At 67.5% G+C, this 24,526-nt stretch carries 23 protein-coding genes; 3 read left to right on the forward strand and 20 right to left on the reverse strand.

The window, feature by feature from the left end; all coding sequences use genetic code 11:
* Positions 1 to 294: acyltransferase (locus tag JI745_RS09580; protein WP_404932808.1), on the reverse strand; the 294-nt coding region annotated here is incomplete at its 3' end.
* A gap of 72 nt (positions 295 to 366) precedes the next feature.
* Between JI745_RS09580 and lysS the strand changes: the two genes are divergently transcribed.
* Both lysS and JI745_RS09590 read left to right on the forward strand, forming a co-directional pair.
* Complete coding sequence (gene lysS / locus JI745_RS09585; RefSeq protein ID WP_201805701.1) at positions 367 to 1,848, forward strand: lysine--tRNA ligase; 1,482 nt, start codon at positions 367 to 369, stop codon at positions 1,846 to 1,848.
* Between the two features lie 5 nt (positions 1,849 to 1,853).
* Positions 1,854 to 2,417 (forward strand): pyridoxamine 5'-phosphate oxidase family protein, encoded by a 564-nt coding sequence (locus JI745_RS09590; protein WP_201805703.1) that lies wholly within the window; start codon positions 1,854 to 1,856, stop codon positions 2,415 to 2,417.
* 6 nt (positions 2,418 to 2,423) lie between these two features.
* Here JI745_RS09590 and JI745_RS09595 read toward each other — a convergent pair whose 3' ends face one another.
* The 17 genes from JI745_RS09595 to JI745_RS09675 all read right to left on the reverse strand — a co-directional run bounded on the left by JI745_RS09595 (position 2,424) and on the right by JI745_RS09675 (position 21,578).
* Positions 2,424 to 2,663: a hypothetical protein gene (locus JI745_RS09595; protein ID WP_201805705.1), complete on the reverse strand. Its 240-nt coding sequence runs from the start codon at positions 2,661 to 2,663 to the stop codon at positions 2,424 to 2,426.
* A 105-nt stretch (positions 2,664 to 2,768) separates the two neighbouring features.
* Positions 2,769 to 3,704: a UDP-3-O-acyl-N-acetylglucosamine deacetylase gene (gene lpxC, locus JI745_RS09600; protein ID WP_201805706.1), complete on the reverse strand. Its 936-nt coding sequence runs from the start codon at positions 3,702 to 3,704 to the stop codon at positions 2,769 to 2,771.
* A 169-nt stretch (positions 3,705 to 3,873) separates the two neighbouring features.
* The gene (ftsZ, locus tag JI745_RS09605; RefSeq protein ID WP_201805707.1) at positions 3,874 to 5,073 is read right to left on the reverse strand and encodes a cell division protein FtsZ; all 1,200 of its coding nucleotides are present in this window, start codon (positions 5,071 to 5,073) and stop codon (positions 3,874 to 3,876) included.
* 198 nt (positions 5,074 to 5,271) lie between these two features.
* The gene (ftsA, locus tag JI745_RS09610; protein WP_201805708.1) at positions 5,272 to 6,501 is read right to left on the reverse strand and encodes a cell division protein FtsA; all 1,230 of its coding nucleotides are present in this window, start codon (positions 6,499 to 6,501) and stop codon (positions 5,272 to 5,274) included.
* An 8-nt stretch (positions 6,502 to 6,509) separates the two neighbouring features.
* Complete coding sequence (locus tag JI745_RS09615; RefSeq protein ID WP_201805709.1) at positions 6,510 to 7,328, reverse strand: cell division protein FtsQ/DivIB; 819 nt, start codon at positions 7,326 to 7,328, stop codon at positions 6,510 to 6,512.
* 2 nt (positions 7,329 to 7,330) lie between these two features.
* On the reverse strand, positions 7,331 to 8,296 hold the full coding sequence (locus tag JI745_RS09620; RefSeq protein ID WP_201805710.1) for a D-alanine--D-alanine ligase: 966 nt from the start codon (positions 8,294 to 8,296) through the stop codon (positions 7,331 to 7,333).
* Complete coding sequence (murC, locus tag JI745_RS09625; protein WP_201805711.1) at positions 8,293 to 9,702, reverse strand: UDP-N-acetylmuramate--L-alanine ligase; 1,410 nt, start codon at positions 9,700 to 9,702, stop codon at positions 8,293 to 8,295. The genes JI745_RS09620 and murC overlap by 4 nt, the downstream gene beginning before the upstream one ends.
* A 91-nt stretch (positions 9,703 to 9,793) precedes the next feature.
* Positions 9,794 to 10,867: an undecaprenyldiphospho-muramoylpentapeptide beta-N-acetylglucosaminyltransferase gene (gene murG, locus JI745_RS09630; RefSeq protein ID WP_201805713.1), complete on the reverse strand. Its 1,074-nt coding sequence runs from the start codon at positions 10,865 to 10,867 to the stop codon at positions 9,794 to 9,796.
* Positions 10,864 to 12,129, reverse strand: coding sequence for a putative lipid II flippase FtsW (ftsW, locus tag JI745_RS09635; RefSeq protein ID WP_201805715.1), 1,266 nt, complete (start codon positions 12,127 to 12,129; stop codon positions 10,864 to 10,866). The genes murG and ftsW overlap by 4 nt, the downstream gene beginning before the upstream one ends.
* Positions 12,126 to 13,928 carry a UDP-N-acetylmuramoyl-L-alanine--D-glutamate ligase gene (murD, locus tag JI745_RS09640; RefSeq protein WP_201805717.1) on the reverse strand — a complete coding sequence of 601 codons (1,803 nt, stop codon included), beginning with the start codon at positions 13,926 to 13,928 and terminating at the stop codon, positions 12,126 to 12,128. The genes ftsW and murD overlap by 4 nt, the downstream gene beginning before the upstream one ends.
* A gap of 86 nt (positions 13,929 to 14,014) precedes the next feature.
* The gene (gene mraY, locus JI745_RS09645; protein WP_201805719.1) at positions 14,015 to 15,196 is read right to left on the reverse strand and encodes a phospho-N-acetylmuramoyl-pentapeptide-transferase; all 1,182 of its coding nucleotides are present in this window, start codon (positions 15,194 to 15,196) and stop codon (positions 14,015 to 14,017) included.
* Positions 15,197 to 15,200: 4 nt separating this feature from the next.
* Positions 15,201 to 16,595, reverse strand: a complete 1,395-nt coding sequence (murF, locus tag JI745_RS09650) for a UDP-N-acetylmuramoyl-tripeptide--D-alanyl-D-alanine ligase (RefSeq protein WP_236674949.1) — start codon at positions 16,593 to 16,595, stop codon at positions 15,201 to 15,203.
* Positions 16,592 to 18,094, reverse strand: a complete 1,503-nt coding sequence (locus JI745_RS09655; protein WP_201805721.1) for a UDP-N-acetylmuramoyl-L-alanyl-D-glutamate--2,6-diaminopimelate ligase — start codon at positions 18,092 to 18,094, stop codon at positions 16,592 to 16,594. The genes murF and JI745_RS09655 overlap by 4 nt, the downstream gene beginning before the upstream one ends.
* Positions 18,094 to 19,833 (reverse strand): penicillin-binding protein 2, encoded by a 1,740-nt coding sequence (locus tag JI745_RS09660; protein ID WP_201812453.1) that lies wholly within the window; start codon positions 19,831 to 19,833, stop codon positions 18,094 to 18,096. Before JI745_RS09660 ends, JI745_RS09655 begins: the two co-directional genes overlap by 1 nt.
* Before the next feature lie 47 nt (positions 19,834 to 19,880).
* The gene (gene ftsL / locus JI745_RS09665) at positions 19,881 to 20,177 is read right to left on the reverse strand and encodes a cell division protein FtsL (protein ID WP_201805723.1); all 297 of its coding nucleotides are present in this window, start codon (positions 20,175 to 20,177) and stop codon (positions 19,881 to 19,883) included.
* Between the two features lie 28 nt (positions 20,178 to 20,205).
* The gene (gene rsmH, locus JI745_RS09670; RefSeq protein ID WP_201805724.1) at positions 20,206 to 21,138 is read right to left on the reverse strand and encodes a 16S rRNA (cytosine(1402)-N(4))-methyltransferase RsmH; all 933 of its coding nucleotides are present in this window, start codon (positions 21,136 to 21,138) and stop codon (positions 20,206 to 20,208) included.
* A gap of 11 nt (positions 21,139 to 21,149) precedes the next feature.
* Positions 21,150 to 21,578: a division/cell wall cluster transcriptional repressor MraZ gene (locus JI745_RS09675; protein WP_201812455.1), complete on the reverse strand. Its 429-nt coding sequence runs from the start codon at positions 21,576 to 21,578 to the stop codon at positions 21,150 to 21,152.
* 303 nt (positions 21,579 to 21,881) lie between these two features.
* Here JI745_RS09675 and JI745_RS09680 point away from each other — a divergent pair, with 303 nt between their 5' ends.
* A complete protein-coding gene (locus JI745_RS09680) occupies positions 21,882 to 22,787 on the forward strand; it encodes a LysR substrate-binding domain-containing protein (RefSeq protein ID WP_201805725.1) in 906 nt (301 codons plus the stop codon).
* 3 nt (positions 22,788 to 22,790) lie between these two features.
* Here the strand turns inward: JI745_RS09680 and JI745_RS09685 are convergent, their stop codons facing one another.
* Together JI745_RS09685 and JI745_RS09690 are read right to left on the reverse strand one after the other, a co-directional pair.
* A complete protein-coding gene (locus tag JI745_RS09685; RefSeq protein WP_201805726.1) occupies positions 22,791 to 23,573 on the reverse strand; it encodes an aspartate/glutamate racemase family protein in 783 nt (260 codons plus the stop codon).
* 14 nt (positions 23,574 to 23,587) lie between these two features.
* Positions 23,588 to 24,481 (reverse strand): amino acid ABC transporter substrate-binding protein, encoded by an 894-nt coding sequence (locus JI745_RS09690; protein WP_201805727.1) that lies wholly within the window; start codon positions 24,479 to 24,481, stop codon positions 23,588 to 23,590.
* Between the last annotated feature and the right edge of the window lie 45 nt (positions 24,482 to 24,526).

Below are 24,526 nucleotides of genomic sequence, written 5' to 3' on the forward strand. Positions count from 1 at the left end.
CGGGTCGTGCCCCATCGTGTAGAGCTTGGCATCGTGCGCGATCGACACGTGCCGGCCGATCTCGATGCCGCCGCGGTTGTCGAGGTACACGCCGCGGTTGATGAGCGACCCCTCGCCCACGCGGAGCCGCCCGACGTGGAAGAAGCGGATGCCGCCCTGCAGCGTCGCGCTGCGGTGGATGCGAAAACCGCACACCCGGTACAGCACCGGGCGCACGAAAAACGGCAGCCAGCCATGGACCGTGTTGATCAGCGCCAAGGCCATGAAATAGAGCTGATCGACCAGGTGCCTCATGGGGGCAGGATTCTAGGGGTGGCCCACTTAGAATTGCCGGTTCGCTCAACCGCTTTACTCCCCGCCCTGACCATGGAACAAGACGACAACCAGCTCATCGCCGAACGACGTGAAAAGCTCGCGGCGATCCGCAAACAGGGCGTGGCCTTCCCCAACGACTTCAAGCCCAAGGACCACGCGGCTGAGCTGGTGCGCCTGCATGGCGAGCTCGACAACGAGACGCTGGAGCCGCAGAACATCCAGGTCAGCGTGGCCGGCCGTCTGATGCTCAAGCGCGTGATGGGCAAGGCAAGCTTCGGCACGCTGCAGGACAGCACCGCCCGCATCCAGCTCTTCGTCACGAAGGATGCGCTGGGCGAAGAGGTCTACAACGCCTTCAAGCACTGGGACCTGGGCGACATCCTCGGCGCCGAGGGCACGCTCTTCAAGACCAAGACCGGCGAACTGTCGGTGCGCGTGACCACGCTGCGCCTGCTCACCAAGAGCCTGCGCCCGCTGCCGGACAAGTTCCACGGCATGACCGACCAGGAGCAGAAGTACCGCCAGCGCTACGTCGACCTCATCACCGACGACGAGGCCCGCGCGCGCTTTGCCGCTCGCAGTCGTGCGCTGGCCTCGATCCGCCAGTTCATGGTCGAGAACCGCTTCATGGAAGTGGAGACGCCCATGCTGCACCCGATTCCCGGTGGCGCGAACGCCAAGCCCTTCGTCACCCACCACAACGCGCTCGACCAGGACATGTTCCTGCGCATCGCGCCCGAGCTCTACCTCAAGCGCCTGATCGTGGGCGGCTTCGAGCGCGTCTTCGAGATCAACCGCAGCTTCCGCAACGAAGGCATCAGCGTCCGGCACAACCCGGAGTTCACGATGATGGAGTTCTACGCGGCCTACTGGAACCACCACGACCTGATGGACTACACCGAGCAGGTGCTGCGCCATGCCGCGCGCCAGGCCACCGGCTCGGCGGTGCTCACCTATGGCGGCAAGACGGTCGACCTCGACAAGCCCTTCAAGCGCCTGACGGTGCGTGATTCGCTGGTCGAATTCGCCGGGCTGAGCCAGGCCGAAGCGGGAGACGCGAAGGTGCTGCGTGACAAGCTCAAGCACCTGGGCGAGGAAGCCCCGGCCCACTGGAAGCTGCCCGAGCTGCAGTTCGGCCTCTTCGAAGCCGCGGTGGAAGAGAAGCTCTGGGACCCGACCTTCATCATCGACTACCCCGTCGAGGTCTCGCCGCTGGCCCGCGCCTCCGACACCGACCCGTCGATCACCGAGCGCTTCGAGCTCTTCATCACCGGCCGCGAATACGCCAACGGCTTCTCCGAGCTGAACGACGCCGAAGATCAGGCCGCGCGTTTCCAGGCCCAGGCCGCCAACAAGGAAGCCGGCGACGAGGAGGCGATGTACTACGACGCCGACTTCATCCGCGCCCTCGAATACGGCATGCCGCCCACGGGCGGCTGCGGCATCGGCATCGACCGCCTGATGATGCTGATCACCGACAGCCCGAGCATCCGCGACGTGATCCTCTTCCCGTCGCTGCGCAAGGAAGGCTGAACACGATGAGCGCCCCGCGGCTGGCATCTCTGCCGGAGATCGAAGCCGCGGTGTGGCGCGAACTCGTCGCCTGCGTGCGCGACAAGCAGCACGCCTGGCGCAACCCGGTGCTGGCCACCACCGACGGCGAGCTGGCCGATGGACGTGTCGTCGTGCTGCGCGAGGCCTTGCCGGAGCCCAGACGCCTGCTGGTCTACACCGACCGGCGCAGCGCCAAGGCGGCCCAGCTGGCGTCTCACCCTCTCGGCACGCTCGTGATGTGGTCGCGGGCCCTCGGCTGGCAGCTGCGGTGCCGGGTCAAGTTGAGCCTGGAGACATCGGGCCTGGCCGTCACCTCGCGCTGGGCGCAGATCAAGCTCTCGCCGGCCGCGCAGGACTACCTGTCTCCCTGGCCTCCCGGCACGGCGCTCGACGAACCGAGGGCGATGCCACGGCCCGACCCGGAGGCCCTGGGTCACTTCGCGGTGGTCGATGCGCAGGTGCAGTCGATCGACTGGCTGGAGCTGCATCCCGACGGTCAGCGCCGGGCGGTCTTTGAGACAGGCAGCAGCCGCTGGGTGCAGCCCTGACGGCGGCTACTCCTCCGAGACGACCTCGGCCACCGGCTTCTGTGTTCCGCTCATCACACCGAAGATGTGGGCGTATACATACACATTGATGTAGAGCAGCACGAAGACCAGCCCGATCCGGAAGACCTTGATGCCCAGCCGCTTCCAGTCGCTGTTGTCGACAGCGATGTGAATGCCCCAGCAGACCGCACTGAACGCGAACAACAAGCCGGCGATGCCGGCGATGATCCAGCCAAAGATAACCATGCGATTGGGGGGTTGACGACCCCGAACCATACCATCGGCCAGCCGCGGCATAGCCCGAGGGCACCCCCTAACTTCCCGGCGCTACCAGATGTCTGGTAGGTGCGGCTACCAGGCGGGGGCCAGTTCGGCCAGGCCGGCAGGGGCCTGGCGCTCGTCTTCGAAGGTGACGATCTCGTAGGCCGAGGCATCGGCCAGCACCGCGCGCAGGAGCTTGTTGTTGAGCGCGTGGCCCGACTTGTAGCCGGTGTAGGCGGCGATCAGCGGGTGGCCGAGCACGTGCATGTCGCCGATCGCGTCGAGGATCTTGTGCTTCACGAACTCGTCGTCATAGCGCAGGCCCTCGCTGTTGAGCACGCGGTAGTCGTCGACCACGATCACGTTGTCCATGCTGCCGCCGAGACCCAGGCCGCGCGAGCGCATCATTTCCACGTCCTTCGTGAAGCCGAAGGTCCGGGCACGGGCGATGTCGCGCTTGTACTGGCCCGAGCCCATGTCGAAGGTGAACTGCTGGCCGGTCTGGTCGACCGCCGGGTGCTTGAACTCGATCTCGAAGGTGAGCTTGTAGCCGTCGTACGGGTCGAGGCGCGCCCACTTGAGCGTGTTGCCCTCGCCTTCACGCACTTCCACCGGCTTCTTGATGCGCAAAAAACGCTTGGGCGCCTTCTGCACCTCGATGCCGGCGCTTTGCAGCAGGAACACGAACGAGGCCGCCGAGCCATCGAGGATCGGCACCTCTTCGTTGGTGATGTCGACCACCAGGTTGTCGAGCCCGAGGCCGGCGCAGGCCGACAGCAGGTGCTCGATGGTGTTGACCTTGGGCGCGCCAGGGTCGCCACCGGGCGAGATGGTGGTGGCCATGCGCGTGTCGCACACGGCATGGACCTTCACCGGGATGTCGACCGGCGACGGCAGGTCGACCCGGCGAAACATGATGCCGCTGTCGGCCGCGGCCGGCCGCAGGGTCAGCTCGACCCGCTGGCCGCCGTGAACACCCACGCCGACGGCGCGGGTGATGGACTTGAGAGTGCGTTGGGCGAGCATGGCCATGATTTTAGGAGCCGGGCCTTACCCCTGGGCTGGAGGATGCCTACCGCAGCGATAGCAGAAGCGAAGCGACTGCAAATTCCAGCCACCCCCGGAGGAACCGGCTTTGCCGGGCCTCTCGGGGGGCGCCCCTCGGGGGCAGGAGCGAAGCGACTGGGGGGCTCTATCAGTCCGCCTGCTTCCGGAGGAACGCGGGGATCTCGATCTCGTCCATGCCATTGCTCGCCAACGCATCCACCTTCGCCGCCGCCGTGCGGCCGTTGCGCCACACGCTCGGCACCGACAGGCTGCTGTAGTCGTGCGCCGTCTGCGTGGTGTGCACCGGCTGGGTCAGCACCGGGATGTTGTCGGTGCCGGTGCGCTGCGCCACGGTGCTGTGCACGACCGTCATCGGTGCCTGCTGCTGGCGCTTGGCCGGCGACAGGCCGGTGGCGATCACCGTCACGCGAAGCTGGTCGCCCAGGCTTTCGTCGTAGGCGGTGCCGTAGATCACGTGCGCATCGTCCGCGGCGTAACGGCGGATGGTGTTCATCGCATTGCGGCTTTCCGACAGCTTGAAGGTGCTGCGGCCGGCGGCGATCAGCACCAGCACGCCACGCGCGCCCGAGAGGTCGATGCCTTCGAGCAGCGGGCAGGCCACGGCCGATTCGGCCGCCTTGGTGGCGCGGTCGGGGCCGCTCGCGATGGCGGTGCCCATCATCGCCTTGCCGGGTTCGCTCATCACCGTCTTCACGTCTTCGAAGTCGACGTTCACGAGGCCCGGCACGTGGATGATGTCGCTGATGCCACCCACGGCGTTCTTCAACACGTCGTTGGCGTGCGCGAAGGCCTGGTCCTGCGTCACGTCGTCACCCAGCACGTCGAGCAGCTTGTCGTTGAGGATCACGATCAGCGAGTCGACGTTGGCTTCGAGCTCGGCCACGCCGTTGTCGGCGGCCTTCATGCGGCGGTTGCCTTCGAAGTCGAAAGGCTTGGTGACCACACCCACCGTCAGGATGCCCATCTCCTTGGCCACGCGTGCGATCACGGGCGCCGCACCGGTGCCGGTGCCGCCGCCCATGCCGGCGGTGATGAAGAGCATGTTGCTGCCCTTGATGGCGTCACGGATGCGGTCCACCGCTTCTTCAGCGGCGGCGCGGCCGGCTTCCGGCTTGGCGCCGGCGCCCAGGCCCGTGCTGCCGAGCTGGATGAGGTGGTGCGCGCTCGAGCGGTTGAGCGCCTGTGCATCGGTGTTGGCGCAGACGAACTCCACGCCTTGCACACCTTGCGCAATCATGTGGTCGACCGCGTTGCCGCCGCCGCCGCCCACGCCGATCACCTTGATCTGGGTGCCCAGGTCGAACTCTTCGATCATTTCGATTGCCATGTCTGACTCCAATTCTTTGCAGTTGCCGTGTGTGTTGAAAAACTCGTCTTCTCTTCTTGCTGTGCCGCGGGTGGGCCCGCAGTCTGGGGTGGCCAGGCGCCAGGTGGGTCGTGGCCCAGGTGATGCGCCCGCTGGAGACGATCGATGAGATGTGGATGGCGTGTCATGTGAACTCCCTGTATTTCAAAAAGTCGGTCTTCAGAAATTGCCGAGGAACCAGTCTTTGGCCCGGCCGAAAAGTGTCTTGACAGAACCGGCCTGCTGCGCGGCCTTGATGCCACGCGCACGGCCGAGGCGTGCTTCTTCCAGGAGGCCCATCACCGTCGCCGAGCGCGGATTGGCCACCATGTCGTAGAGCGAGCCGTGGTAGGTCGGGATGCCCTTGCGCACTGGCTTCAGGAAGATGTCTTCGCCCAGCTCCACCATGCCCGGCATCACCGCCGCGCCGCCGGTCAGCACGATGCCGCTACTGAGCAGCTCTTCGTAGCCGCTGTCGCGGATCACCTGGTGCACGAGCGAGAAGATCTCCTCTACCCGCGGCTCGATCACGCCGGCCAGCGCCTGCCGCGACAACATGCGCGGTGCACGGTCGCCGAGGCCCGGCACTTCGAGCTGCTCGCTGGGGTCGGCGAGCAGCTGCTTGGCCACGCCGTACTCGACCTTGATCTCTTCGGCGTCCTTCGTCGGCGTGCGCAGCGCCATCGCGATGTCGCTCGTGATCAGGTCGCCGGCGATCGGGATCACCGCGGTGTGACGGATCGCCCCGTCGGTGAAGATCGCCACGTCGGTGGTGCCGGCGCCGATGTCGACGATGGCGACACCCAGATCCTTCTCGTCCTCGGTCAGCACCGCATGGCTGCTCGCGCTCGGGTTGAGCACCAGCTGGTCCACTTCGAGCCCGCAGCGGCGCACGCACTTCACGATGTTCTCGGCGGCACTCTGCGCGCCGGTCACGATGTGCACCTTCACCTCCAGGCGCCCACCGCTCATGCCGATCGGCTCCTTCACCTCATGGCCGTCGATCACGAACTCCTGCGGCTCCACCAGGAGCAGGCGCTGGTCGTTCGGGATGTTGATCGCCTTGGCCGTCTCGACCACACGCGTCACGTCGACCGGCGTCACTTCCTTGTCGCGCACGATCACCATGCCGGTGCTGTTCTGGCCGCGGATGTGGCTGCCGGTGATGCCGGTGTAGACGCGCGTGATCTTGCAGTCGGCCATCATCTCGGCCTCTTTCAGGGCCTGCTGGATGCTCTGCACCGTGGCGTCGATGTTGACCACCACGCCGCGCTTGAGCCCGTGCGCCGCCGCGATGCCGAGGCCGGCGACTCTCAACTCGCCATCGGGCAAGACCTCGGCCACCACCGCCATCACCTTGGCGGTGCCGATGTCCAGGCCGACGACCAGGTCCTTGTATTCCTTGGCCATGTGTTCCCTCAATTTCTCCTGCCGGGCGGAGTGGCCACCGTCGTGGTGGTGATCCCCTTGAGCCGCACGGCATAACCTTCGTTGTGTCGCAGGTCGGCGTAGACCAGCGGCCGCTGGTAGCGCTCGATCACCTGCGTGACGGTGGCGACGAAGCGTTCGCTGCGTGCCACCAGTTCGTCTTGTGTCCCCCGGCCGAGCTCGATCTCGGCGCCGCTGTCGAATTCGGCGTGCCACGAGCCGCGCCCGCTCATCGAGAGCTGGTCAATGTGCATCTCCAGCCTCTCGAACACCGGCACCAGCCGGTGGTACATCGCCAGCACCTCGGCCGAGCTGCCGTCCGGGCCCTTCAACGTCGGCAGCGATTCGTCTTCCACGTCGCCCAGGTTGGCCTGGAAGACCTCGCCCTGCGCGTTGACGAGCTGGTCGTCGCCGTCCTTCATGGCCCACAGCGCCACCGCGTGGTGCTCCTCGAGCAGCACGCGCAGCCGGTTCGGCCACACGCGCTGCACGATGGCTTGCCTCACCCACGGCACGGCCTCGAAGGCCTGCTTGCCGCGCGCGAGATCCAGCGTGAAGTAGTTGCCCGCCAGTTGCGGCAGCGCGTTGGCGCGGATGGTCGACACGCTGTTGCGCGTGACCTCGCCCTCCACCTTCACCGACTTGATGTTGAACACCGGCTGGCGGATCAGCCACATCAACGCGAGCACCGCCATCAACACGCCACCCACGACGAAGAGCATCGAGGCGGTGATGTTGAGCAGGCGCACCTCTCCCGGCAGCTCGACGGCGGCCGGGTCGAAGCGAGGCGTGGCGGCGTGGGCGCGCATGTTCAGGTCTTCGTGCTGTCCAGCGAGGCGTTGGCGATGAGGTGCAGGCAGAGCTGCTCATAGGGCATGCCATTCGCCGCGGCCGACTTCGGCACCAGCGAATGCGAGGTCATGCCCGGCGAGGTGTTCATCTCCAGCAGGAAAGGCTTGCGGTCGCTCTTGCGGATCATCAGGTCGGCGCGGCCCCAGCCCCGGCAGTTCAGCGTGCGGTAGGCCTGGACGACGATGCGCTGGATCTCGCGCTCTTCCGCCTCCGGCAGTCCGCTCGGCACGTGGTACTTGACGACGTCGGTGAAGTACTTGTTCTGGTAGTCATAGTCGCCTTCCGGTGCTGCGATGCGCACCACCGGCAAGGCCACGGCGTTCGCGCCCTGGCCGAGCACCGGGCAGGTCACCTCGTCGCCGTCGATGAACTCCTCGCAGAGCACCTCGTGGTCGTACTTGGCCGCCAGCGCCACCGCGTCGGCCATGTCGGAATAGCCGCTGACCTTGCTGACGCCGATCGACGAGCCTTCATGCGGCGGCTTCACGAAGAGCGGCAGGCCCAGTTCGTCGGGCACGGCGCGCACGTCCTCGCGCGACTGGCGGTTTGCCGGCAGCACCACGTAGCGCGGCGTCGGCAGGCCTTCGGCCAGCCAGATGCGCTTGGTCATCACCTTGTCCATGGCGATGCTGGAGGCCATCACGCCCGAGCCGGTGTAGGGAATGCCCAGCAGTTCGAGCGCGCCCTGCACCGTGCCGTCTTCACCGTGGCGGCCGTGCAGCGCGATGAAGCAGCGGTCGAAGCCCTGCTTCTTCAGTTCGACGAGGTCCTGCTTGGCCGGGTCGAACGCGTGCGCGTTCACGCCTTGCGACTGCAGCGCCTGCAGCACGCCCTCGCCCGACATCAGCGACACGTCGCGCTCGGCCGACGTCCCGCCCATGAGCACCGCGACCTTGCCGAGGCTCTTCACGTTGATGCTGCTCATGTGGCCTCCTTCAACATCTCTGCCACCTGCCCTGCCACCGCGCCGATCGTGCCGGCGCCCATCGCGATCACCACGTCGCCACCCTTGGCCTGCTCAGCGATCACCGCCGGCATCTGCGCGATGTCGTCGACGAAGATCGGGTCGACCTTGCCGGCCACGCGCAGGGCGCGTGCGAGCGAGCGGCCGTCGGCGGCGACGATCGGCGCTTCGCCCGCCGCATAGACCTCGCCCAACAGCACCGCGTCGGCCGTGCCCATCACCTTGACGAAGTCCTCGAAGCAGTCGCGGGTGCGCGTGTAGCGGTGCGGCTGAAAGGCGATCACCAGGCGACGGCCGGGGAAGGCGCCACGTGCCGCCGCGATCACCGCCGCCATCTCGACCGGGTGGTGGCCGTAGTCGTCGATCAGCGTGAACTTGCCGCCGTCCTTCGCCGGCCAGTCGCCGTAGCGCTGGAAGCGCCGGCCCACGCCGTGGAACTCGCCGAGCGCCTTCACGAGCGGCGCGTCCGGCAACTCGAGTTCGGTCGCCACCGCCACCGCGGCCAGCGCGTTCAGCACGTTGTGCTCGCCAGGCAGGTTGAGCGTGATGTCCAGGTCGGGCATCACCACGCCGTTGCGCCGCTGCGCGGTGAAGCGCATCTGGCCGCCCTCGAGCGCCTGCACGTCGACCGCGCGCACCTGGTTGTCCGGCCCGAAGCCATAGGTCACCACCGGCCGCGACACCATCGGGATGATCGACTTCACGCCCGGGTCGTCGCCGCAGAGGATGGCCGCGCCGTAGAACGGCATGCGGTGCAGGAACTCGACGAACGCGCCCTTGAGCTTGGTCAGGTCGTGGCCGTAGGTGTCCATGTGGTCGGCGTCGATGTTGGTCACGACACTGATCACCGGCAGCAGGTTGAGGAAGGAGGCGTCCGACTCGTCTGCCTCGACCACGATGTAGTCGCCCGAGCCCAGGCGCGAGTTGGCACCCGCCGCGTTGAGCCGGCCGCCGATCACGAAGGTCGGGTCGACACCCGCTTCGGCCAGCACGCTCGTCACCAGCGAGGTGGTCGTCGTCTTGCCGTGCGTGCCGGCGATGGCGATGCCCTGCTTGAGGCGCATCAGCTCGGCCAGCATCACCGCGCGCGGCACCAGCGGCACACGCTTGGCGCGGGCGGCGAGCACCTCGGGGTTGTCGCCCTTCACCGCGGTGGAGGTCACCACCGCCTGCGAGCCTTCGATGTTTTTGGCGTCGTGGCCGACGAACACCTTGATGCCGAGCGAGGCCAGGCGGCGCGACACCGCGCTGTCGCTCTGGTCGGAGCCTGACACCGTATACCCGAGGTTGTGCAGGATCTCCGCGATCCCGCTCATGCCGGCACCACCGATGCCGACGAAGTGAATGTGCTTGACGGCGTGTTTCATGAGGATGTCTGCCCCTCGTCCGCTGAATACATCGGCCGATCCCCCGCGGGGATGCGATCCGGCTTGGGGCGGCCCGGCGCTCGGATCGCTTTCATGCAGCCAGTCCTTCCAACTCATCGGCGACCCGCGCCGCTGCGTGCACACGCGCCAGGGCGCGGGCCTTGGTCGCCATGCTCATCAGCGCCTCGCGCGTGAGGCCTTTCAACAAATCTGCCAATCGCTGCGGCGTCAGCTCGCTTTGCGGCAGGTGGATCGCCGCGCCCTGCCGCGCCATCCATTCGGCGTTGTCACGCTGGTGGCTGGTGGTGCTCACCACCAGCGGCACCAGCACGCTCGCCACCCCCGCCGCGCAGAGCTCGCTCACCGTCACCGCGCCGGCGCGGCAGATGATCACGTCGCAGTCGGCCAGTCGCTCGCTCATGTTGTGGATGAAGGGCAGCACCTCGGCGTCGACCTGCGCCGCGGCGTAATCGGCACGCGCCTTCTCGAAGTTCGCGTTGCCGGTCTGGTGCGTGAGCACTGGCCGCTCGCGCACCGGCAGCAGCGCCATCGCACGCGGCAATGCATCGTTGAGCGCGGTCGCACCCAGGCTGCCACCCACCACCAGCACGCGCAGCGCGCCGATGCGGCCCTCGAAGCGCTCCATCGGCGGCGGCAGGTTCTCGATCTCCGCGCGCACCGGGTTGCCGGTCACGATGCCTTGCTTGACCTTGCGCGCCGCGTCGCCGTCGAAGCCGAAGGCCACCTTGTCGGCCACCGGCAGCAGGCTCTTGTTGCTCATCAGGAGCGACGCGTCGGCGTTCACCAGCATCAGCGGCTTGCTGAGCAGCGAGGCCATCAGCCCGCCGGGGAAGCAGACATAGCCTCCCATGCCGAGCACCGCGCTGGCCTTGCGCTTGCGCAGGATCTGCAGGCAGCTCCAGAACGCCAGCAGCAGGCGCAAGCCGCCGGTCGCCGTGTGCAGCAGGCCCTTGCCCCGCAGGCCGCTGAACGTGATGTTGTCCATCGGGATGCCCGAGGGCGGCACGAGCTTGTTCTCCATGCCGTGCGTGGTGCCGAGCCAGCTGACCGTCCAGCCGCGCTTCTGCATCTCGGCCGCGACGGCCAGGCCGGGGATCACATGACCGCCGGTGCCCGCCGCCATGATGACGAGGTGCCTGCTCATGCACGCCCTCCCCGCATCAACTGCCGGTTCTCGATGTCGATGCGCAGCACGATCGCGAGCGCCACCAGGTTCATCAGGATGCCCGAGCCGCCGAAACTCATCAGCGGCAAGGTGAGCCCCTTGGTCGGCAGCACGCCCAGGTTCACGCCCATGTTGATGAAGGCCTGTCCGCCGATCCAGATGCCGATGCCCTGCGCGAAGAGGCCCGCGAACACCCGGTCGAGCGCGACCGCCTGGCGGCCGATGTGGAAGATGCGTCGCGCCAGCCAGAAGAAGGCGCAGATCACCGCCACCACGCCGATGAAGCCGAGCTCCTCGCCGATGACGGCGAGCAGGAAGTCGGTGTGCGCCTCGGGCAGGTAATGCAGCTTCTCGACGCTGCCGCCCAAGCCCTGGCCGAAGATCTCGCCGCGGCCGAAGGCGATCAGCGAGTGCGAGAGCTGGTACGCCTTGCCCAGCGTGTACTTCTCGTCCCACGGGTTGAGGTACGCAAAGATGCGCTCGCGCCGCCATTCGCTGAAGGTGATCATCAGCACGAAGGCACCCACCAGCACGGCAGTGATCAGGAAGAACATGCGCCCGTTCACGCCGCCGAGGAAGAGGATGCCCATCGCGATGGCCGCGATCACCATGAAGGCACCCATGTCGGGCTCGGCCAGCAGCAGGAGGCCCACCACCGCCACGCTCACCGCCATCGGCATCACGGCGCGGAAGAAGTTTTCCTTGACCTCCATCTTGCGCACCATGTAGTTGGCGGCGTAGAGCGCGATCGCGAGCTTGGCGAGTTCGGAGGGCTGGAAGTTGGTGAAGCCCAGCGGGATCCAACGGCGTGCACCGTTCACGCCCTTGCCGATGCCGGGGATCAGCACCGCCACCAGCAGCAGCAGCGCGCCGACGAACACCCAGGGCGCGAACTTCTCCCACACGTTCACCGGCACCTGGATCACGATCACCGCCGCCACGAAGGCGACGAGGATCGACAGCGCATGGCGCACGAGGAAGTGCGTCGGCGCGTAGCGCGCGAACTTGGGGTTGTCGGGCAGCGCGACCGAGGCCGAATAGACCATCACCAGCCCGAGCGCCATCAAGGCGATGACGACCCAGATCATCTGCAGGTCGAAGCCTTGCAGCTTGGTGGGCTGGCCACTGGCGCCGGTCCAGTCGCGGATGGGCACGCTGCTGCCGCCGTCGCGCTTGACGAGCGACAGCACCCTCTCTTTCAGAGAGGCGAAGAACGCGAAGCGTGCGGCCAGTGCAGTCACACGACCTCCCCACCGGCCGATGCGATGGCCTGCACTTCCGCGACGAACACTTCGGCGCGGTGCGCGTAGTTGCGGAACATGTCGAGGCTGGCGCACGCCGGGCTCAGCAACACCGCGTCACCCGCATGCGCACGCTGGAAGGCCCAGCGTGTGGCCAGCTCCAGCGACTCGTGGCGCTGCACCGGCACACCGGTGTAGCGCAGCACCTGCTCGATCGCCTCGGCATCGCGGCCGATCGTCGCCACGGCGCGCACGTGGCGCTGGACGGGCGTGGCGAGCGGCGTGAAGTCCTGCCCCTTGCCGTCCCCACCGAGGATGACGACCAGCTTGTTCGGTGCCTTGTCTTCGCCCAGGCCGTTCAAGGCCGCGACGGTGGCACCGACGTTGGTGCCCTTGCTGTCGTCGTAGGCCTCGACACCGTTGACGGTGGCGATGAACTCGACACGGTGCGGCTCGCCGGCGTATTCGCGCAGGCCGTGCAGCATGGGCGCGAGCGGGCTGCCGGCCGCCGTGGCGAGCGCAAGTGCGGCCAGTGCGTTGGCGGCGTTGTGGCGGCCGCGCACGCGCAGCGCGTCGGCCGGCATCAGGCGCTGGATCATGAGGTCTTCTTCCTCGACCGCCGCGCCACGCTTGTGCTTCTTCACGCCCGTTTCATCGGGCTCGAGCGCGCGCACCAGCCAGGCGATGCCGTTCTCGACCAGCACGCCGAAGTCGCCCGGGCGTTGCGGCGCGTCGAGGCCGAAGCGCACCACGTGACGCTCGATCGGCTTCGCGAAACGGCCCTTGCCGGGGGTCGGTGCCGGGATCATCTTCTCGACGAGCGGATCGTCGCGGTTGATCACCATCACCGCCTCTTTGCCGAAGATGCGCGCCTTCGCGGCGGCATACGACTCCATGCTGCCGTGCCAGTCCAGGTGGTCCTGCGTCACGTTGAGCACAGTGGCAGCCGTCGGCTCGAAACCTTGCACGCCCTCGAGCTGGAAGCTGGACAGCTCGAGCACCCACACCTCGGGCAGGTGCTCGAACACCGGGCCGGGCGGTGGCGGCGGGATCAGGTGCGGCGGCGGGCCGCCACCGGTGGGTTCGTCGTCCGCGGGCGCGGCTTCGGGGGTGGAGACCGCCGCAGCTTCATCTTCCGCCGGAATCTCTTGCGCTGCGAGCGTCTCCGTTTCGGCGGCGACGATGTCGTCGTCCACTGGCGCGGGCGGCTCCATCAACGGCTCGTCGGGCACGACGGGCTCAGGGGTTTCAGCGCCCGCTGCACCATTGATCACCGGCGCCGGCTCCAGTGCCAGCGCATCGGCCAGCGTCTGCAGCATCGTCGGCCCGATGTTGCCGGCCACCGCCACCCGCTTGCCGGTGCGCTCGATCAGCTGGCCGGTCATCGAGGTGGTGGTCGTCTTGCCGTTGGTGCCGGTGATCGCGATCACCTTGGGCGCATAGCCCCGCTCGGCCTTCAGGTCGGCCAGCGCGCGGGCGAAGAGGTCGAGCTCGCCCTGCACCGGCACGCCGGTCTCGCGCGCGAGCGTGAGCAAGGGGGCGACGCGCTCATCCGCGGGCGCGAGGCCCGGGCTCTTCAGCACCAGCTGCACACCTTCGCGCAGCAGCGCGGCGTCCAGCGCACCGCTCAGGCGCTCGGCCGAGGGCACCTGCTCTTTCAGCGCCGCGTCTTGCGGTGCCGTTTCGCGCGAGTCCCACACGCGCACCCGGGCGCCGTGGTCTGCACACCAGCGCGCCATGGCCAGGCCGGACTCACCGAGTCCGAGCACCAGCACGTGAGCGTCTTTCAAATGCTTCATTGCATCAGCCCCCGCCGAGCCGCCTCAAGGGGGCTGAGCGCCCCCTCGGGGGGCAGGAGCAAAGCGACGTGGGGGTAGTCATTCATTCAACGCAACTTCAAGCTGGCCAGTCCGACCAGGCACAACAACATGGTGATGATCCAGAAGCGCACGACGACCTGCGTCTCCTTCCACCCCGACTTCTCGAAGTGGTGGTGCAGCGGCGCCATCAACAGAATGCGGCGGCCGGTGCCGGTCTTCTTCTTCGTGTACTTGAACCAGCTCACCTGCAGCATCACCGACAGCGCTTCGACGACGAAGATGCCGCCCATGATCCCGAGCACGATCTCCTGGCGGGTGATGACGGCGATGGTGCCCAACGCCCCTCCCAGGGAAAGCGCGCCCACATCACCCATGAACACCTGTGCCGGGTGGGTGTTGAACCAGAGGAAGGCAAGGCCCGCACCAGCCATCGCGGCGCAGAAGATGAGCAGTTCACCGGCCCCCGGGATGTAGGGGAACAGCAGGTACTTCGAATACACCGAGCTGCCCACCACGTAGGCGAACACACCCAGCGCCGAGCCCACCATCACCACCGGCATGATCGCCAGGCCATCGAGGCCGTCGGTCAGGTTCACCGCGTTGCTCGCGCCCACGATCACGAGGTACGTGAGGATGATGAAGCCGAACACGCCCAGCGGGTAGCTGATCGTCTTGATGAACGGGATCATCAGGTCGGCCTTGGGCGGCAGGTCGTTGGAGAAGCCGCTCTGCACCCAGCGGATGAAGAGCTCCAGCACGCGGATGTTGGACGTCTCCGACACGCTGAACGCGAGGTAGAGCGCGGCCACGAGGCCGATCAGCGACTGCCAGAAGAACTTCTCGCGCGAGCGCATGCCTTCCGGGTCCTTCTTGACAACCTTGCGCCAGTCGTCGACCCAGCCGATGGCACCGAAGCCCATGGTCACGATCATCACGATCCAGACGAAGCGGTTGCTCCAGTCGAACCACAGCAAGGTGCTGATGCCGATGGCGATCAGGATGAGCACGCCGCCCATGGTGGGCGTGCCGCTCTTGGCAATGTGCTGCTGCACGCCGTATTCGCGGATCGGCTGGCCGATCTTGAGCGCGGTGAGGCGGCGGATCACCCACGGCCCGAACGCCAGGCCGATCAGCAGCGCAGTCATCGCCGCGAGCACGGCACGGAAGGTGAGGTACTGGAAGACGCGCAAGAACCCCAGTTGCTCGGGGTACAGGCTCTGCAGCCACTGGAAGAGACTCAGCAGCATGAGGTCAATGTCCTTGTTGTTGTGAGGTGCCGGCCGGCTTGATCGCCTCAGTGAGCGCGGCCACCACCTGTTCCATCTTCATGAAGCGCGAGCCCTTCACCAGCACCGAGGCGCAATCGGGCGCAGCGGGCAGCGCGGCCAGCAGCTCGGCCACGGTGTCGAAGTGGCGCGCGCCGGGGCCGTAGGCATCGGCGGCGTAGCGGCAGAGCTTGCCGGCCGTCCACAGCGCATCGATGCCGTGCGTGCGGGCATAGGCGCCCACCTCGCGGTGGAAGGCCGGGCCCTGGTCGCCGACCTCGCCCATGTCGCCCAGCACCAGCCAGTGCGGGCCGGGCAGCTGCGACAGCACCTCGACCGCGGCGCGCACCGAGTCGGGGTTGGCGTTGTAGGTGTCATCGACGAGTGCGACCGGCACGCCCTGCACCTGCGCGCGCTTGAGCTGCGAGCGGCCCTTGACCGGCTCGAAGGCTTCGAGGCCACGCACGATCGCCTCGAGCGGTGCGCCGGCGGCGAGTGCGCAGGCGGTGACGGCCAGCGCGTTCTTCACGTTGTGCCAGCCGGGCATGCGCAGCTGCACCGCGGCAAAACCGGCCGGCGTGTGCAGCATCAGCGACCAGTGGTCGACCGCCCATTCGGCATCGGCCGTCACGTCGGCATCACCCTTGAGGGCGAAGGTCAGCGTGGGGCGCGTGCCGGCGAGCTGGTGCCACAGCGGCGCGTAGGTGTCGTCGGCCGGGAACACGGCCGTGCCGGTCGGGCCCAGCGCGTCGAACACCGTCGCGTTCTCGCGCGCCACCGCTTCGACCGTCGCCATGAACTCCTGGTGCTCGCGCTGCGCGTTGTTGACGAGCGCGACCGTCGGCGCGGCCATCGCCGCCAGGCCGGCGATCTCGCCCGGGTGGTTCATGCCGAGCTCGATCACGGCGGCGTGGTGCTGGTCGCGCAGGCGCAGCAGCGTGAGCGGCACGCCGATGTCGTTGTTGAAATTGCCTTCGGTCCAGAAGGCCGCGTCAGCCTGCCAGGCGCGCAGCACCGAGGCGGTCATCTGCGTGCAGGTGGTCTTGCCGTTGCTGCCGGTGATGGCGATCAGCGGCAGGTGGAAGCGGGCGCGCCACGCAGCGGCGAGTGCGCCCAGCGCCTGCTTGCTGTCGGCCACCTGCAGGCCGGGCATGCCGGCTTCGATCAGTCCGCGCTCTGCCAGCGCGGCCACGGCGCCGGCCGCTTTCGCCTGCGCGAGGAAATCGTGCGCGTCGAAACGCTCGCCCTTCAGGGCGACGAAGAGGTCGCCGGGCTGGAGCGTGCGGGTGTCGGAATGCACGCGGCCGAGCGCGAGCGCGCCGTCGCCCACCAGCGTGGAACCGGGCAGCAGCGCGTGGGCCTGGGCGAGCGTCATCATCATGGCGACACCCTCGCGGCAAGCGCCGTGCGCGACTCTTCCACATCGGAGAACGGGTGCTTGACGCCGCCGATGTCCTGCTCGGCCTCGTGGCCCTTGCCGGCGACGAGGATCACGTCCTGCGGCTTCGCGTTCGTCACCGCGTGCACGATGGCGGCACGCCGGTCTTCAATCACCAGCGCGCGATCAGGCCGCGCCATGCCGGCGGTGATCTGCGTGAGGATCTGCCCCGGTCGCTCCATGCGCGGGTTGTCGCTCGTCACCACCACCTGGTCGGCCTGGCGCTCGGCGATGGCCCCCATCAGCGGGCGCTTGGTCGCATCGCGGTTGCCGCCGCAGCCGAACACGCACCACAGCGTGCCCTGTCGTTCCTGCGCGAAGGGGCGTACGGCTTGCAGTGCTTTTTCCAGGGCGTCGGGCGTGTGGGCGTAGTCGACCACGACCACCGGCTGCTCGCCGCCGCCGATCTGCTGCATGCGGCCGGGCACCGGCGTGAGCTGGGCGCAGACGCGGGCGATGTCGCCGAGCGCGAAGCCGAGCGCCCGCAGGCCGCCGATCACGGCCAGCAGGTTCGAGACGTTGTAGTCGCCGATCAGGCCGGTGCGCACGAGGGTCGAGGCATCGCCTTCGTGAACGGTGAACACGAGGCCGCCGTCGCGGTAGGCGATGTCGCTCGCACGCAGGCGAGCCTCGGCGTGGGTGCTGTAGGTCCACACGTCCATCAGGCCCTGCAGCGCCGGTGCCAGCGTCGCGCCACGCTCGTCGTCCACGTTGAGCACCGCGGCGCGCAACCCGGGCCACATGAAGAGCTCGGACTTGGCGGCCCAGTAGGCCTCCATGCTGCCGTGGTAGTCGATGTGGTCGCGGGTGAAATTGGTGAAGAGCGCGACGGCCACCTGCGTGCCCGCCATGCGGCGCTCGACGATGCCGATCGACGAGGCCTCGATCGCGCAGGCCTTGAAGCCCTGGTCGACGAAGCGCTTGAAGCCCGCTTGCAAGGTGACGGGGTCGGGCGTGGTGAGGCCGGTCGACTGGATCGACGCGTTCGGCGCCGCCGCAGCCGACGGCGGCTCGCCCACGCCCAGCGTGCCGACCACGCCGCAGCGCTTGCCCAGCAGCGAGAGCGCCTGAGCCACCCACCACGCGGTGGAGGTCTTGCCGTTGGTGCCGGTGATGGCCACCACGTCCAGCAGCTTGCTCGGTTGTTCGTACCAGGCACTCGCGAGCGGCCCGGTCGCGGCCTTCAGCCCGGCGAGTGCGCCGACCTGCACACCATCGAAATGGAAGGCTTCCGCGCCCTTGGCCTCGACCAGGCACGCGACCGCACCCGCCGCCAAGGCGGCCGGCACGAACTGCCGCCCGTCGTTCGCATAACCCGGCCAGGCAATGAACGCATCACCCGGCTGCACACGTCGGCTGTCGGTGCGCAGCTGCTTCACGCCGCGGCTGCGCAGCCAGGCGACCGCGCTGCCCACGTCATGCAAGGTGGTGAGGGTCGCCATCAGAAGCTCTCCTCCACCACCGGCAGCTTGTGGGTCACGATCTGCGGCTTCACTTCCAGGTCGGGCGGCACGCTCATCGAGCGCAGCGTCTGCTGCACGACTTCGCTGAACACGGGCGCGGCCACGTCGCCGCCGAAGTAGCGGCCGTCGCTCGGCTCGTCGACCATCACCGCCACCACGATGCGCGGCTTGTCGATCGGCGCCATGCCGACGAACCACGAGCGGTACTTCTTCTCGGCGTAACCCTTGCCTTCCTGCTTGTGCGCGGTGCCCGACTTGCCGCCCACCGAGTAGCCGATGGTCTGCGCCTTGGGCGCGGTGCCGCCCGGGCCAGCCGCCATCTGCAGCATGTGGCGCACGGCCTGCGCGGTCTTCGGCGACATCACCCGCACGCCCGGCGTCTGCACGTCGCTCGGCACGTTCTGGTTCTTCAGGATGGAGGTGGGCACGAGCTCGCCATCGCGCGCGAACACGGTGTACGCACGCGCCAGCTGGAAGAGGCTGGCCGACAGGCCGTAGCCATAGCTCATCGTCGCCTGCTCCACCGGGCGCCAGGTCTTGTAGGGGCGCAGGCGCCCGCTCACTGCGCCCGGAAAGTCGATCTGCGGCCGCTGCCCCAGGCCGACCTGGGTGTACAGCTCCCACATCTCGCGTGGCTGCATCTGCATCGCCATCTTGACGGTGCCGACGTTGCTCGATTTCTGGATCACCTCTTCGACGGTGAGGTCACCGTGCGGGTGGGCATCGCGAATGGTCGAGCCGGTGATGTTGATCGTGCCGGGAGCGGTCGCGATCACGGTCTTGGGCGACACGCGGCCGGTCTCCATCGCGAGCGACACGATGAAGGGCTTCATCGTCGAGCCGGGCTCGAAGGTGTCGGTCAGCGCGCGGTTGCGCAACTGCGCGCCGGTGAGGTTCTGCCGGTCGTTGGGCGAATAGCTCGGGAAGTTGGCCAGCGCCAGCACCTCGCCGCTCTGCACGTCGAGCACCACCACGCTGCCGGCCTTGGCCTTGTGCTGCGCCACCGCGTCGCGGATGCGCTGGTAGGCGTAAAACTGGACCTTGGAGTCGATGGAGAGCTGGATGTCCTTGCCGTCGACCGGCTGCACGCTCTCGCCGATGTCTTCGACGACACGGCCCAGGCGGTCCTTCACCACGCGGCGCGTGCCGTTGCGGCCCTGCAGGTCTTTCTGGAACGCGAGCTCGATGCCTTCCTGGCCGCGCTCTTCCACGTTGGTGAAGCCGACCACGTGCGCGGCGGCTTCGCCCTCGGGGTACTTGCGCTTGAACTCGCGCACCTGGTAGAGGCCCTTGATGCCGAGCGACAGGGCCTTCTTGGCCACGGCGTCGTCGACCTGGCGACGCAGCCACACGAAGTTGGGGCTGTCGTCGAGCCGGTTGGCGAGCTCCGTGGGGGTCATGCCCAAGAGCTTGGCGAGGTTGGCACGCTGGTGCTTGTCGGCCTCGAAGTCCTTGGGGATGACCCACAGCGACGGCGCGGGCACGCTGGAGGCGAGGATGAGCCCGCTGCGGTCGGTGATGCGGCCACGGCTGGCCGCCAGGTCGAGCGTGCGGGCGTAGCGGATCTCGCCCTGCTTCAGGAAGAAGTCGTTGCCGACGATCTGCACATACACCGCGCGGCCGGCGAGCACGCAGAAGCCCAGGCCGACGAGGCCGACCAGGAATTTCGAGCGCCACGGCGGCGTCTTCGAGGCGAGCAGCGGGCTCGTCGAATACATGACGCTGCGCACGTTGACGGCGCCGGCCTTGGGGTTCTTCTGCTTGATCACCGTGCAGCCTCCGGCGCCGACGCGGCCGATGCCGCGTACCCCACGTACTGCGTGACGGCCGGCGTGGCGTTGCGCATCGCCAGGCGCTCGCGCGCGACCTTCTCCACCCGCAGCGGTGTCGCCTGCGACTGCTTCTCGGCGATCAGGCGCTCGTGCTCGATCGCAAGCGTGCGAGCCTCGCCCTGCGCGCGGTCGAGCTGCGCGAAGAGGCGCCGCGAGTCGTAGGACACGCGGACGAGGTAGACGCTGGAGATCACCAGCGCCACCAGCAGGAGCAGGTTCAGACGGGTCATGCCGCCTTCCGATTCCAGAGCACGAACCTCATGCCAGGGCCTCCGTTCTTTCAGCAATGCGCATCACGGCGGAGCGTGCGCGGGGGTTGGCGTTGACCTCCTCGTCGGAAGGTTTGACGCGCCCCAGGGACTTGAGCCGCATCGCCTTCGGCGCCGCGAAAGGCGCACGGCGGTCGTAGACCTCCTTGCTCTCTTTCGCGATGAAGGTCTTGACGATGCGGTCTTCGAGCGAGTGGAAGCTGATGACCACCAGCCGCCCGCCGGGCAGCAGCAGGTCGACCGCCACGTTCAGAGCTTGTTCGAGCTCCTCAAGCTCGGCGTTGACGAAAATCCGAAGAGCTTGAAATGTGCGCGTTGCAGGGTTCTGGCCCGGCTCGCGGGTCTTGACCGCGCCAGCCACGACGTCGGCAAGTTCCCGTGTGGTTCGAACAGGATTCCCGCCTTCGCGCCGAGCAACAAGCGCCTTTGCAACCTGTAGAGCAAACCGTTCTTCCCCATAGTTCTTGATCACCTCCGTAATCAGGCGCTCGTCGGCGCGGGCCAGGAAATCCGCGGCGCTCTCACCCCGCGACGTGTCCATGCGCATGTCCAGCGGGCCGTCGTGGCGGAAGCTGAACCCGCGATCCGGGTCGTCGATCTGCGGGGAAGACACACCCAGATCGAGCAGGAGCCCATTGACCTTGGAGATGCCCTGCGCGGCCAAGGCGTCGGCCATGTGCGCAAAGCTCGTGTGATGGATGGAAAAACGCGGGTCATCGACCCGCGTTGCTCCTGAAGTGGCAGCGGCAACGGCTTGCAGGTCCCTGTCGATGGCGACGACCCTCCCCTTGTCGGAGAGCCGCGACAGCAGCAGCCGCGAATGGCCGCCGCGGCCGAAGGTGCCGTCGAGGTAGGTCCCGTCGACGCTCGTCACAAGCGAATCGACCGCCTCATGGAGGAGCACGGTGGTGTGTTCGAACATGACCGGCTCGCTCAGAAGCTGAAGCTCTTCAGCGAATCAGGCATCGGCGACTGCATCACCTCGGCCTCGTGCTCGGCATAGCGGGCGGTGTCCCACAGCTCGAAGTGGCTGCCCATTCCGAGCAGCATCACGTCGCGCGTCAGACCGGCGGCGGCGCGCAACTCAGGCGCGATGAGCACCCGCGACGAGCCATCGATTTCCACGTCCATCGCATTGCCGAGGTAGACGCGCTTCCAGCCAGCAGCCTCCATCGGCAGGGCGGCCAGCTTGTCGCGAAACACCTCCCACGTGGGCCGGGGGAACACGAGCAAGCCCCCATGGGGGTTCTTGGTGATGGTGAGCTGGTTGACACCCATCGCGGACAGGACCTCGCGATGACGCGACGGCATGGCGATACGCCCTTTGCCGTCCAGCGTCAGCGCTGCTGGACCCTGGAACACAATGTTTGCCACAAAAACCCACTGAAGTGCACTTATCTGCACTGTAGCTCATCAGAAGAGCCAGGGTCAACGGGACTTTCAAAGAAAAATCAATGGAATCAAGGACTTAGCGGAGGAACTTGAAAGGATGAAACTGCGTGAAAAATTGCTTAAGAAATAAGGACTTGCGGAAGGCAGTGAAAGCGATGCCTGAGCTTCCAGGCGGGCGGGCCAGGGTTAGCGAGCAGCTGCAGCGGCGATCCGGCGCCGGGACGCCGGCATGCCAAACTGGCTCGCTGTCGCATTGAGGAAAGAACGCGGGTCGTGAAGCTCAAGCACATCGAGATCTTCAACGCCATCATGCTGAGCGGCTCCTTGAGTGGTGCCGCCCGCCTGTTGCATGTCACCCAGCCCGCCATCACCCAGACCTTGCAGCATGCCGAGATGCAGCTGGGCTACGCGCTGTTCACCCGCCAGCGCAACCGCCTGATCCCGACCGCCGAAGCCCAGGCGCTGTATCCCGAGGTGATCAAGCTGGTGTCGCAGCTGGAGTCCGTGCGCCGGCTGGCGAAGGCTTTGCAAGCCGGCGTCCAGGCCGAACTTCGACTGCTGGTCGTTCCGTCTCTGGCGGTCCGCGCGCTGCCCGACGCGCTGAAGCGCTTCCAGCGCCGCTATCCGGCACTGAATGTGTCGATCCGAACGCTGCATTCCAACGAGATCACGGAGTCGATCGCCCTTCGGGAGGGCGACGTCGGCATCGTGTACGGAACGGCGCAACACCCGTCGGTACAGACCGTGCCGATCGCCACCGGGCGCCTGGTGTGCGTGTCGGAAGCGCCGAAGGCTGCGGCCCATCGTCCGACCGCCAGCACGCGCCGCAGCACGGTCGACCTGGCCGAAGTGATGCGCTCGGGCTGCATCCGCATCAACGAACGGGACCCCATCGGGGCCATGCTCGCCGAGCTTTGCGCACGGCAAGGCATCGCGTCGAGCGACGGCATCACCGTGCAAACGCACCACATCGCGATGGTGTTCGCCGAACAGGGCTTCGGCCCGGCGATCGTCGACTCGTTCACCGCTTCGGCCACCACCAGCGAGACGCTGGAAGTGCGCACGGTCCTGCCCGAAGTGCCGGTGGGCGTTCAGGCCCTGATCCCGCTGGGCGCTCGATCGTCGAAGCCGGCCACCGATTTCATCGAGGCCTTCCGGAGCGTGGTGAACGCGGCCTGACGCTCAGGCTGCGGTACCCGGGGCGTGACGACGCTGCGCCAACGACCACGCCACGGCGCGCCGCGCCAGCACGGCGGTGGCATCGATCAGCGGGAGCGGCGAATCGGCCGGCCGCAGCACGACCGGGATTTCGGTGCAGCCGAGAACGATGGCCGCGGCCCCTCGCCGTTCGAGCGCCGACACGGCCTTGAGCAGGAGGGCGGCGCCGTCGTGCAGCTGGCCGGCCTTGACGGCCGCCACGCCCGGCATCACCCAGTCGAGCATCTCGCCAGCCGTGGGCAGCAACCAGTGCACGCCGCGCGCGGCGCCCGCCTGGCGATTGACGTAGAGCCCCGAGGCCAGCGTCGCATCGGTCGCAAGGAGCCCGATGCGGGCCGCCGGTCCCGCCTGGGCCGCCGCGTCTTCGATCGCCGAATCGACGATGTGCAGCATCGGCAGGCCCACGGCATCGTGGATCTCGTCGTACCACAGGTGCGCGGTGTTGCACGGCACGACCAGCAGCCCCGCGCCGGCGGCCACGAGCCGTCGCGCGCTGGAGACCATGGCCGCAAGAGGTGATGCCCCCTCGCCGCGAAACGCGAGCGTCCTGTCGGGCACCTGGGGGATCGAGCTCACGACGACCGGCACGTGGTCCTGGTCGGCCACGGCAGGCGTGGCGTCGAGCATCTTGCGCAGGAAGTCGACGGTGGCGAGCGGCCCCATGCCACCCAGGACCCCCACCAGCCCCACGGTCTCGGCATCGGCAGGCAACGGGGCCTCTCCGACGCAGGCCTCTTGCAGTTGCATGTCGCGTGCAGCGCTCAAGTGGCAGGTTTGTCGGAGAGCAGCTTCAGGTTGTCGCGCAACTCCGGGCTCATCGGCGCGTTGAGGTTGATGCCGCGCGGCGGGATGGGCGACTGGAACCACTTCCTGTACAGCACCTCGAACTCGCCGCTCTGCGCGAGCGTGGCGATGGTGTCGTCGACGAGCTTCTTGAATTTCGCGTCGCCCTTGCGGAGCATGACGGCGTAGGGCTCGACCTGCAGGGGCTCGCCCACGACCGCCAGCTCGGCGGGGTTCTGCGAGCTGGCCCTCAGGCCATACAGCAGGATGTCGTCCATGCCGAAGGCCTCGACCCTGCCCTGCTGCAGCATCAGTGCGGCCTCGGCGTGGTCCTTGGCACCGAGCAGCTCGAAGCCGAGTTGTCGCTCCGCGTTGACCTTGCGCATCACCTGGAAGTTGGTCGTGCCGGTGGTGGCGACCACCTTCTTGTCCTTCAGGTCGGCAACCGACCTGACGGGCGAGCCCGCCTTCACCAGCAGGCGCGTGCCGGTGTAGAAGTAGTTGATGCTGAAGGCCACCTGCTTCGCCCGCTCGCTGTTGTTGGTGGTCGAGCCACACTCGATGTCGATCGTGCCGTTCTGAATCAGCGGGATGCGGTTCTGCGAGGTCACGGCCTGCGTCGTCACCTTGAGATCGGGGCGGCCCGTTTCCTTGCGCACGCGGTCCACGATCCTGCTGCAGATCTCCCAGCCGAACCCGGTCGGCTGTGCATCTGCGCCCAGGTAGGAGAACGGGATGGACGATTCCCGGTACCCGACGGCGATGGCGCCACTGCTCTTGATCTTGTCCAGTGTCGATTCGGCCTGGGCCGCGGCCAGCAAGGGCAAGCCGGCCATCCAGGCGCAAAGCGCGAGCGTCTGCAAATGCTTCATGGAACCTTCCTTCGCTGAAGAGAGAGTGATCTGTAGGCGATGGAA

It is taken from the genome of Piscinibacter sp. HJYY11, from assembly GCF_016735515.1.
GTDB lineage: Bacteria > Pseudomonadota > Gammaproteobacteria > Burkholderiales > Burkholderiaceae_C > Rhizobacter.